At 45.2% G+C, this 9,736-nt stretch carries 9 protein-coding genes; 2 read left to right on the top strand and 7 right to left on the bottom strand.

Annotated elements, in window-relative coordinates:
- Positions 1 to 300: 300 nt before the first annotated feature.
- The 6 genes from fre to trxA all read right to left on the bottom strand — a co-directional run bounded on the left by fre (position 301) and on the right by trxA (position 6,132).
- A complete protein-coding gene (gene fre, locus AB4496_RS09880; protein ID WP_009848201.1) occupies positions 301 to 1,014 on the bottom strand; it encodes an NAD(P)H-flavin reductase in 714 nt (237 codons plus the stop codon).
- Between the two features lie 20 nt (positions 1,015 to 1,034).
- Complete coding sequence (locus AB4496_RS09875) at positions 1,035 to 1,304, bottom strand: 2Fe-2S iron-sulfur cluster-binding protein (protein ID WP_009848200.1); 270 nt, start codon at positions 1,302 to 1,304, stop codon at positions 1,035 to 1,037.
- Entirely contained in the window at positions 1,304 to 3,142 is a 1,839-nt protein-coding gene (gene ubiD, locus AB4496_RS09870; RefSeq protein ID WP_009848199.1) for a 4-hydroxy-3-polyprenylbenzoate decarboxylase, read from the bottom strand. The genes AB4496_RS09875 and ubiD overlap by 1 nt, the downstream gene beginning before the upstream one ends.
- 98 nt (positions 3,143 to 3,240) lie before the next feature.
- The gene (locus tag AB4496_RS09865; RefSeq protein ID WP_009848198.1) at positions 3,241 to 4,236 is read right to left on the bottom strand and encodes a hypothetical protein; all 996 of its coding nucleotides are present in this window, start codon (positions 4,234 to 4,236) and stop codon (positions 3,241 to 3,243) included.
- A 110-nt stretch (positions 4,237 to 4,346) separates the two neighbouring features.
- Positions 4,347 to 5,606, bottom strand: a complete 1,260-nt coding sequence (gene rho, locus AB4496_RS09860) for a transcription termination factor Rho (RefSeq protein ID WP_009848197.1) — start codon at positions 5,604 to 5,606, stop codon at positions 4,347 to 4,349.
- A gap of 199 nt (positions 5,607 to 5,805) precedes the next feature.
- Positions 5,806 to 6,132, bottom strand: coding sequence for a thioredoxin TrxA (gene trxA, locus AB4496_RS09855; RefSeq protein WP_009848196.1), 327 nt, complete (start codon positions 6,130 to 6,132; stop codon positions 5,806 to 5,808).
- 111 nt (positions 6,133 to 6,243) lie between these two features.
- Between trxA and rhlB the strand changes: the two genes are divergently transcribed.
- On the top strand, positions 6,244 to 7,554 hold the full coding sequence (gene rhlB, locus AB4496_RS09850) for an ATP-dependent RNA helicase RhlB (protein ID WP_009848195.1): 1,311 nt from the start codon (positions 6,244 to 6,246) through the stop codon (positions 7,552 to 7,554).
- A 6-nt stretch (positions 7,555 to 7,560) separates the two neighbouring features.
- On the top strand, positions 7,561 to 9,054 hold the full coding sequence (gppA, locus tag AB4496_RS09845; protein ID WP_009848194.1) for a guanosine-5'-triphosphate,3'-diphosphate diphosphatase: 1,494 nt from the start codon (positions 7,561 to 7,563) through the stop codon (positions 9,052 to 9,054).
- A gap of 100 nt (positions 9,055 to 9,154) precedes the next feature.
- Here gppA and AB4496_RS09840 read toward each other — a convergent pair.
- The coding region (locus tag AB4496_RS09840) for a 7-cyano-7-deazaguanine/7-aminomethyl-7-deazaguanine transporter (protein ID WP_372130891.1) at positions 9,155 to 9,736 on the bottom strand (582 nt) is incomplete at its 5' end.

Genomic DNA, 9,736 nt, shown 5'->3' with positions numbered 1-9,736 from the left:
TGTTGAGCGTTCCTTTTAAGTAAGGAGCCTCTCGAAGTGGACGGCCATTCTAGCGAATTAACATTCAGTGTCAAACACTTTTTGAAAATTAATTTTTTGTCGCTTTCCGTCTGACTGATTACCGCTGAAGCCTTGTGGCGTCTGCCGTCTCAGTGGTGTGGCATTATAGGGAACCCACTCAGCTTAGCAACTACTTTTTCATGAAAAATGAATAAATAGAGCTTAAGTGCCTAATAGTTCACCTAAACGGAAAAAAGAGAGCATTTCTGCTCTCTTTTTGCTCTAAATCTAAAAGAATTCTTAGATAAACGCGTAAGCATCTGCGTACATATGGTCACGCTTTGCTTCTTTATTCTGAGTAAACAAGTCTCTTGCAGCACCTGCCATTTCGAAACGACCCGCAATGTAGATATCAAAATCAGCTAATGATTCGAAACTTTGCGTGATTGCTTCAAGTACATTACCCGTTTGACCGTGCCAAACTTCAGGTGCTTCTTCTACTACTGGTACAAAATGTACATTGCTGTGTTTTGCTGCAATGTCGACAAGCTCTTCTTTCGCATACAGCTGGCACTCATCTTTTGCGCCCCAGTATAGATGAATCTCTTTTTTACTGTTCTGCGCGATGCAGTGATCGAGAATAGAGCGCACGTAGCTAAAGCCAGTACCACCAGCAATCAGTAACAGAGGGCGATCGCTTTCTTCTTTAACCCACGCATCACCATGCGGAGCATCAATAGCTATGTCGCCATCTTCAGCTTGCGCTTTCTTCATTGCCTCAACAACTTCTGAAGCGTAAGCATTGTGCTCAGCTGCACCAATGTGTAACTCAAGCTCGCCTTCATGACGACAAGGGCTGCTTGCAATCGAAAATGGACGCTTGTCTTTTTCACCCATTTCAACCATCAAGTATTGGCCCGCTTTAAAAGCGACCGGTGTTTCTGGGTGAAGTAGGATTTGGTAAGTGTTACAAGCCAAAGGCTCGATAGATTTCACTTTACATTTAATAGTCATGTTCTTCCTCTCACTAACCCTTAATCGGCAAAGGTTAGAACTAAATTACTTTCTGCAAATGCTTGGCAAGCAAAAATCCAACCTTGTAACTGCTCTTTCTCTGTGAGCATGGGTTCAAGGTGGTAACTCACTTGGCCTTCTAATTTTTTGCACATGCACATAGCGCATGCACCAACTTGGCAACGGTTTGGAAAATTGATATTGCTGTTGAGCGCAGCATCCAAAACCGTTTGCCCTTTTTCTACGGTAAAACTGATATTTTCTGGGTATAAGATTACTTGGAAGCTCATTAGATTCCTAGCTGTTCCCAGATGCTATCAATCTTTTTAACGACGTCTGGATCCTTGGTGATTGGAACACCCCACTCACGTAGGCATTCACCTTCAAACTTGTTCGTCGCATCTAGACCCATTTTTGAGTGTCCAGTTTGGTTTTTCAAGAATAACGTATCTCTTGCCGGATCCATTCTTGTAGTCACCGCCCAGACAATGTCATTCCAGTCACTGACGTTAACGTCACTATCACACACGATGACAAATTTGTTCTCATCAAACTGAGACCAAACCGCTTCAATGATTTTCTTACCATTACCTGCTGCTTGCTTATCGATAGACACAACGACCATGCACGCATTGTCATTCTGTAAGTGAATATCAATAATTTCAGGGAAGGTTTCGGTTAGCTCAGCTAGGCAACCTTCAACATGCTTACTATCTATAGGTAAAGATTTAGCATCAGGTGATAGTGCCAACTCCGCATCCCACTTCTTAGTAATGTCTAAACCCATTTTTGAGCCTAAACCTACCACTGGCGATGCGAAATCTAGTGAATCGATAGGTGTGTTCTCTATCATCAGGCTGTCACGAGACGGATCCATATGTTCGCACATAGCAGCGGTCACTTGAGACCAATCACGTGCGTTAACATCCTCATCGCATACCAAGACAAATTTTGTGTACATGAATTGGCGTAGGAAAGACCATACACCCATCATCACTCGCTTAGCGTGACCTGGGTATTGCTTCTTCATGGTCACTACCGCCATTCGGTACGAACAACCTTCAGGTGGCAAGTAGAAGTCTTCTATTTCTGGGAATTGCTTTTGAAGAATAGGAACAAACACTTCATTTAACGCAACACCTAATACTGCGGGCTCATCAGGTGGACGGCCAGTATAGGTACTGTGATAAATCGGATTCTCGCGCATGGTTACATGAGTAATAGTAAACACATGATGCTTTTCTTTCTCGTTGTAGTAACCAGTATGGTCTCCGTACGGCCCTTCGTCTGCGAACTCATTCGGGTCGATGTAACCTTCCATTACGATTTCAGCACTCGCTGGCACTTCTAGGTCGTTACTGATTGATTTAACGACCTCAGTTTTACTGCCACGCAACAAGCCGGCAAACGCGTATTCCGATAAGGTATCTGGAACTGGCGTAACGGCACCAAGAATCGTGGCAGGATCGGCACCAAACGCTACCGAGACAGGGAATGGCTTGCCTGGGTTGGTTTCCATCCAATCACGTAGATCAAGCGCTCCACCACGGTGGGCCAACCAACGCATGATGATTTTATTCTTGCCGATCTTCTGTTGACGATAGATACCTAAGTTTTGGCGTTTCTTGTTTGGACCACGAGTAACCGTTAAACCCCACGTTAGCAACGGCGCGACATCGTCCGCCCAACAGCTCATCACCGGAATTTTATCTAGGTCGACGTCATCACCCTGCCATACGACTTGTTGACAGGCCGCCTTACGAAGACGCTTAGCTGGCATATTTAAGACCTGCTTAAACACAGGCAGCTTATCGATAGCGTCTTTAAAGCCTTTTGGTGGCTCAGGTTCTTTTAAGTAAGCAAGCAACTTACCTACTTCGCGTAACTCTTTGACCTCTTGACGCCCCATACCAATGGCTACCCGATCAGGTGTACCGAATAGATTGGTCAAAACAGGCATGTCATAGCCTACGGGATTTTCAAATAAAAGAGCCGGGCCACCAGCACGTAGAGTACGGTCGCTAATCTCGGTCATTTCATAGTCTGGGTCGACAGGGTGAGAAATGCGTTTCAACTGACCAATGCTTTCAAGATGGTCGACAAAATCACGTAAATCTTTAAAACTCATAGGGCTTCTACATGCTGATTATTCTGCGCTCAGTATATCAAAAAGGGTGACGCTGAGATCCCCCTTTTTAGTGTGGTTATTGAGAGGCAAAATCCACTTTACGGTAATGCTTGCTCGATCAAAGAGCTCTTCACCTGAGGGTTATCATTCACAAGATCTTGCAACCAGCGCGTGTGACCTTGTTTGGCTAATTCACGGGCGACTAATGGCGCTTCATCGGCAATCGCCATCCTAGAGACAAGGAACTGCTTCACCTCTTCTGATAGCGGGTTCACCTTGGTAAGCAAAGTAATCGCTTCATCTTTCAAACGAGGATTCTTAGTCGCTGCCATTACCTGTTCCAACGCGAACGTTTGTTTAGTTTTAGCAAGTCGCTCTAACTCTGCTTGGCTATGATAATCGGCCTTCATTCGCCATAGAATCTTATAGACCTCAGGGTCTTCGCTCACTTGCGCTAATCGAACTACCACCTCGGTAGAGGGTAACCAGCTAACAATAGAAGATGCGGTGAGTTGCTTAGTCAGATAGTCAACCGCTTCAGGAGACAAACTGTCTAGCTCTCGAATTAGTAGTGCTTCTCGCGTTTGAACTTGATGCTCAGGCCCTGACAACCACTCATTAAGGTTAAGTTTCTGCTTTTCTGCATCCAGTACAAACACCAGTGTCTTCTGGTCTTGGTGCCATTGCTTGATCAGTCGATTAGCAATCGAAGGGTAATTAAAAGCAGGTACCGTAAACTCGTAGCCATCCCCACGCTCTAATACTTGGTAGGTCGGCGTGATAGCGAGTTGCTGTTCTATGAAAATAGACATCTTAGGGGTGAGAACTATCTCTTGCTGTTCGATCTTCTTCAAGAGCCGGTAACGAGCCACCTCTTGCTGGGGAAATGTCAGGCGCTCAAGCGAAAAGCGCAGCGAATTGACTTCGTCACGCACGACAAGCTCGAGTAATTCAGCAGTTTTCAGTTTTACTTGATCATTCTCAAGCCAAGACTCTACTGTAAGTGGAGACATCTCGGTGGCATAACTCATACCAACCGGTGAAAGTAACAGTGAAGTAGACAGGAGTAATGATGACAACAGTCCATGTTGCATTTTAACTTCCTCGTAACACTTTTGCTCATTCTGCAAGCTGTCGCTACAAAATGCAAATAAAAAGCGCCACCCGAAGGCAGCGCTTTTTAATAACTATAAGCTAATCAATACTACTGACGACGCATTGCGTCAAAGAACTCATCGTTCGTTTTAGTCATTGCTAGCTTGTCGATAAGGAATTCCATCGCATCGATTTCGCCCATTGGGTGAACAATCTTACGCAGAATCCACATCTTCTGTAGTTCATCGTTCTTGGTAAGAAGCTCTTCACGACGAGTACCAGAGCGGTTGAAATCAATCGCTGGGAATACACGTTTTTCAGCAATCTTACGGTTAAGGTGCAGTTCCATGTTACCTGTACCTTTGAATTCTTCGTAGATAACTTCATCCATCTTAGAACCAGTATCAACCAGTGCTGTTGCGATGATAGTTAAGCTACCGCCTTCTTCTACGTTACGTGCCGCACCGAAGAAACGCTTTGGACGATGTAGAGCATTCGCATCAACACCACCAGTAAGAACTTTACCTGATGAAGGGATAACAGTGTTGTAAGCACGAGCTAGACGAGTAATTGAATCCAGTAGGATAACCACGTCTTTCTTGTGTTCAACAAGACGCTTCGCCTTCTCGATTACCATTTCTGCTACTTGTACGTGGCGAGATGCTGGTTCATCAAACGTCGATGCGATTACTTCGCCTTTAACTAGGCGCTGCATTTCTGTTACTTCTTCTGGACGCTCATCGATAAGTAGAACCATGAGTTCACACTCAGGATGGTTACGAGCAATGCTTTGAGCAATATTTTGCAGAAGCATTGTCTTACCCGCTTTTGGCGGAGCAACAATCAGACCACGCTGACCTTTACCGATTGGAGAAGCAAGGTCAAGAATACGAGCTGTGATATCTTCAGTTGCACCATTACCCGCTTCCATCACCATACGTTCGTTGGCGTGAAGAGGAGTAAGGTTTTCGAAAAGAATCTTGTTACGAGCGTTATCTGGTTTATCGTAGTTAACCGTATTTACTTTAAGCAGAGCAAAGTAACGTTCGCCATCTTTAGGTGGACGGATTTTACCGCCAATAGAGTCACCTGTACGAAGGTTAAAACGACGAATCTGGCTCGGTGATACATAAATATCATCAGGACCAGCAAGGTATGAGCTGTCTGCGCTACGTAGGAAGCCAAAACCGTCTTGAAGAATTTCTAGAACACCATCACCAAAGATGTCCTCACCACTTTTTGCGTGTGCTTTAAGGATGGAGAAGATAATGTCTTGTTTTCTTAAGCGAGCTTGATTTTCAAGACCTAGGCTTTCGCTAAGTTTAACAAGTTCAGACACAGGTCTGTTCTTCAGTTCAGTAAGATTCATAGTGGTGGAAGTTTGTTTAGTCAAAATAGGGTCTGTTTTCTTAAGTTAAGAAGGATTTGGTCACAGGCTCGACCAAGAAGAGAATTTGTTCAATTAACGTGCGATAAATTAGCACTAAAACTAAGACTAGTCCATAGCTTAGAAAAAACAAAACCGCGCATTTGTTAACTGCGCGGTTTCTTTTCAAATACTCACCTGATTATAGGTTAGCGTCTAGGAACTCTTTAAGTTGAGTTTTAGACAATGCACCAACTTTAGTTGCTGCTACGCCACCGTCTTTGAAAAGAAGTAGCGTTGGAATACCGCGAATACCGAATTTTGGTGGAGTACCAGCATTTTGGTCGATATTTAATTTACCGATTGTGAGCTGACCTTCGTACTCGTTTGCGATTTCATCAAGAATCGGCGCAATCATTTTACATGGACCACACCATTCTGCCCAAAAATCAACAAGAACAGGGCCTGCAGCGTTGATTACATCGTTATCAAAACCGTCATCAGTTAGCTGCAAAATCTTATCACTCATCTTCCACTCCAATGTATTTTTTAGAACTGGTTGGATGATAACCAGTAAATAGATGCCCTATTGGAATGTATTTACTTTCGTATTGCAAGCTTAAGCTGATATTCTATAGCAATGAAAAAGACGCATATCACAGAGCAAAAGTTCGCCGACTTGGATTTACTTCCGCAAGTCATTGAAGGATTGGAGAAAAAAGGGTTCGACTATTGTACCCCTATCCAAGCCTTGGCGCTCCCGGTACTGCTCACCGGCCAAGACATTGCAGGCCAGGCCCAAACGGGTACTGGTAAAACGCTTGCGTTTCTTACTGCTACTTTTAATCACCTGCTAAAAACACCTGAGCATGAAGGCCGTAAGCCTAACCAGCCACGTGCGATTATTATGGCACCAACGCGTGAACTCGCGATTCAGATCTACAACGATGCTGACTCTCTGGTTGCAAGCACAGGTATCAAGGCAGCATTAGCTTACGGTGGCGAAAGCTACGATAAGCAACTAGGTAAGATCGAAGAAGGCGCTGATATCTTAATTGGTACGACTGGCCGCATCATCGATTTCTACAAGCAAAAGGTATTTAACCTTAACCACATTCAAGCCGTTGTTCTTGACGAAGCTGATCGCATGTTCGATCTTGGTTTCATCAAAGACATCCGCTTCTTGTTCCGTCGTATGCCTGAGCCAAAAGATCGCCTAAACATGCTGTTCTCTGCGACGCTGTCTTACCGCGTACAAGAACTTGCATTCGAACACATGCACAACCCAGAGCATGTCGTTGTTGAACCTGAGCGTAAGACTGGTCACCGTATTCAAGAAGAGCTGTTCTACCCTTCTAACGAACATAAGATGGCTCTTCTACAAACGTTAATCGAAGAAGAGTGGCCAGATCGCGCAATCATCTTCGCTAACACTAAGCACAAGTGTGAATCAGTTTGGGGCCACTTGGCTGCCGATGGTCACCGTGTTGGCCTACTAACTGGCGATGTTCCTCAGAAGAAACGTGAAAAGATTCTTGAGCAATTCACTAAAGGCGATGTTGACCTGCTTGTCGCAACGGATGTTGCAGCACGTGGCCTACACATCCCTCAAGTAACACACGTATTCAACTTTGACCTACCTGACGATTGTGAAGATTACGTTCACCGTATCGGCCGTACAGGTCGTGCTGGTGAAAGCGGTCACTCGATCAGCTTTGCTTGTGAAGATTACGCAATCAACTTGCCACCAATCGAAGAATACATTGAGCACGCTATCCCAATGTCTGACTACGATGCTTCTGCACTACTGGAAGATCTGCCAGCACCGATGCGCTTACGTACACGTAACCCGCAACAACGCCGCTCAAACAACAATGGCCCACGCAACGGTAACCGGAAACCAAACCAGAACCGTCGCCCACGCCAACCGCGTCATAACAAGGAAGCTTAGTCGCTTATGAGTCAAACAGTGTCACCACCGCTTTATGCTGCAATCGACCTCGGGTCGAACAGTTTTCATATGCTCGTTGTGCGTCATATCGATGGCAGCGTACAAACCATGGCTAAAATTAAGCGCAAAGTTCGTTTAGCTGCAGGCTTAGATGAAAATAATGCGCTTAGTACTGAAGCCATGCAGCGCGGTTGGGACTGTTTGAGTCTCTTTACAGAGCGACTGCAAGATATTCCGAAAGAAAATATCCGCATTGTTGGTACAGCGACCCTACGTACCGCTATCAATGTGGATATATTTCTCGCGAAAGCGAACCAGATCCTTGGTTACGACATCAATGTTATCTCTGGTGAAGAAGAAGCTGCGACTATCTATAAAGGCGTAGCACACACTTCTGGTGGCAGCGGCCGCCGACTAGTGGTTGATATTGGTGGTGCAAGTACCGAGATGATCATCGGTGAAGGTTTCTCAGCCAAAGCCTTAACCAGCCTGAAGATGGGTTGTGTTACTTGGCTTGAACGCCACTTTAAAGATCGCCAATTAACCGCAACCAACTTCAACAATGCCATTGAAGCGGCTAAGTCTACGTTAGCTCCTATCCTAGATAGCTACACTGATATCGGATGGGATGTGTGTGTTGGCGCCAGTGGTACCGTTCAAGCGCTGCAAGAAATCATGTTGGCGCAAGGCATGGATGAAGTTATTACTCATGCAAAACTCAAGCGTCTACAAAAACAAGCGATGATTACAGAGCGCTTAGAAGAGCTTGAGATTGAAGGCTTAACCCTTGAGCGCGCACTAGTGTTCCCAAGTGGTCTTTCTATTCTTATCGCGATTTTTGAGCTGCTTGAAATTGATTCAATGACACTCGCTGGCGGCGCACTCCGTGAAGGTCTCGCCTACGAGATGGTTGATGAGTTTCGCCAAGAAGATATTCGCGCTCGTACCATTAAGAGCGTGCAATCACGCTACCAAATGGACGTAAGCTACAGTGAACAAGTTGCTGTAGTCGCACAGACTCTATTAGAGCAAGCGGGCGCCGAAACGTGGGTTTCTGAACCTCAAGCAGGTGTGCTATTACAAACAGCGGCGAAGCTTCATGAGATTGGTTTAACAATCGATTTCAAAAAAGGCGGCGAGCACAGTGCTTACCTACTGCAGAACTTAGACCTACCAGGCTTTACTCGAGCGCAAAAGCACTGCTTGGGTGAGTTAACACGTCGCTACCGCGAACAGTTAACTTCATTGCCTGAACAACATGCAATCTCAGGTACCAGCAGCAAGCGTATTTTACGAATTCTGCGTTTAGCTATTTTGTTGACTCACCGTCGTAATCCAGCGCTTGAGCCTGAGTTCAAGCTGACGACGGATGACAACAATCTGACCTTGACGCTTTCTAAGCAATGGCTAGCAGACAACCCGCTGACCGCTGCTGAGCTAGAGATCGAGTCGAATAGACAAACCGATATTGGCTGGCCATTGAATATTGAATGCCTCTGATATTAGTATCTGACGCTAGAAATTAAAAAAGCCCAAGTTAGTCTACTAACTTGGGCTTTTTCTCATCGCTGCATTAATGCTTTGCGTTACAAATCTAAACTTAAGCGTTAACGCCCGTTGCTTTAAAGTCAGGGTTCACAGCGGTTAACTTCTTAACCACGTAATTTAGAAGTACACCGTACATTGGAACAAACAAACCTAAGCTGATGATAAGCTTGAATCCGTAGTCGACCAACGCAATTTCAGTCCAGTGCTCAGCCATGAATGGATCTGGGCTTTGGTAGAAAGCAATCGCAAAGAACGCGATGGTATCAATGGCATTACCGAATAACGTTGAACACGTTGGCGCAACCCACCATTGCTTCATTTGGCGTAAGCGGTTGAACACATGCACATCCAAGATCTGACCAAGCAAATAAGCCATGAAGCTTGCCGCTGCGATGCGTGCAACAAACAAGTTGAACTCGCCTAGTTGGCTAAAGCCTTGGAATGAACCTTCAAAGAACACCACAGACAATAAATAAGAAACGGCCAGCGCTGGTAACATCACTAAGAAAATGATTTTACGAGCAAGCTGCGCGCCAAAAATACGTACGGTCAGGTCTGTCGCTAGAAAGATAAACGGGAAAGTGAAAGCACCCCAAGTGGTGTGCATACCGAAGACGGTAAAAGGTAGCTGAAC

Source organism: Vibrio sp. 10N.222.46.A1 (assembly GCF_041473595.1).
Taxonomy (GTDB): domain Bacteria; phylum Pseudomonadota; class Gammaproteobacteria; order Enterobacterales; family Vibrionaceae; genus Vibrio; species Vibrio tasmaniensis_A.
This window is presented reverse-complemented; position numbering and strand designations above follow the sequence as displayed.

Bases quoted from the DNA above. Each gene is read 5' to 3' on its own strand.
- trxA (WP_009848196.1), bottom strand. From the start codon at position 6,132: ATGAGTGATAAGATTTTGCAGCTAACTGATGACGGTTTTGATAACGAT.
- ubiD (WP_009848199.1), bottom strand. From the start codon at position 3,142: ATGAGTTTTAAAGATTTACGTGATTTTGTCGACCATCTTGAAAGCATT.
- AB4496_RS09865 (WP_009848198.1), bottom strand. From the start codon at position 4,236: ATGCAACATGGACTGTTGTCATCATTACTCCTGTCTACTTCACTGTTA.
- fre (WP_009848201.1), bottom strand. From the start codon at position 1,014: ATGACTATTAAATGTAAAGTGAAATCTATCGAGCCTTTGGCTTGTAAC.
- AB4496_RS09875 (WP_009848200.1), bottom strand. From the start codon at position 1,304: ATGAGCTTCCAAGTAATCTTATACCCAGAAAATATCAGTTTTACCGTA.
- rho (WP_009848197.1), bottom strand. From the start codon at position 5,606: ATGAATCTTACTGAACTGAAGAACAGACCTGTGTCTGAACTTGTTAAA.
- gppA (WP_009848194.1), top strand. From the start codon at position 7,561: ATGAGTCAAACAGTGTCACCACCGCTTTATGCTGCAATCGACCTCGGG.
- rhlB (WP_009848195.1), top strand. From the start codon at position 6,244: ATGAAAAAGACGCATATCACAGAGCAAAAGTTCGCCGACTTGGATTTA.